We start from the raw sequence: 318 nt of genomic DNA on the forward strand, positions 1-318 counted from the left end.
GGTGAACGCATCGAGCGTGGACGCAGTGAACGGCTCGCAGCTGTACACGCTGGCCAGCTCGACGGCCAGCTCGATGGGCGGCGGTTCGACGGTGAACCCGAACGGTTCGATCTCGAACCCGACGTACATTGTTGGCGGCAAGACGTACAACAACGCAGGCGACGCCTTCACGCAACTGAACGGCGACATCACGAACATCAACGGCACGATGGCCGATGCGGTGCTGTATGACTCGTCGGCGCACACTTCGGTGACGCTGGGCGGCTCGGGTACGACCAAGGGCATCGCGCTGCACAACGTGGCTAACGGCGTGGTGAA

The 318-nt window shown here is 62.9% G+C and carries 1 pseudogene; it reads left to right on the forward strand.

What is annotated here, in order from left to right:
- Positions 1-318: pseudogene (locus tag U5782_RS41450) on the forward strand (hemagglutinin); the annotation flags it as partial.

This window comes from Paraburkholderia sp. J67 (assembly GCF_905220265.1).
Taxonomy (GTDB): Bacteria; Pseudomonadota; Gammaproteobacteria; order Burkholderiales; family Burkholderiaceae; genus Paraburkholderia.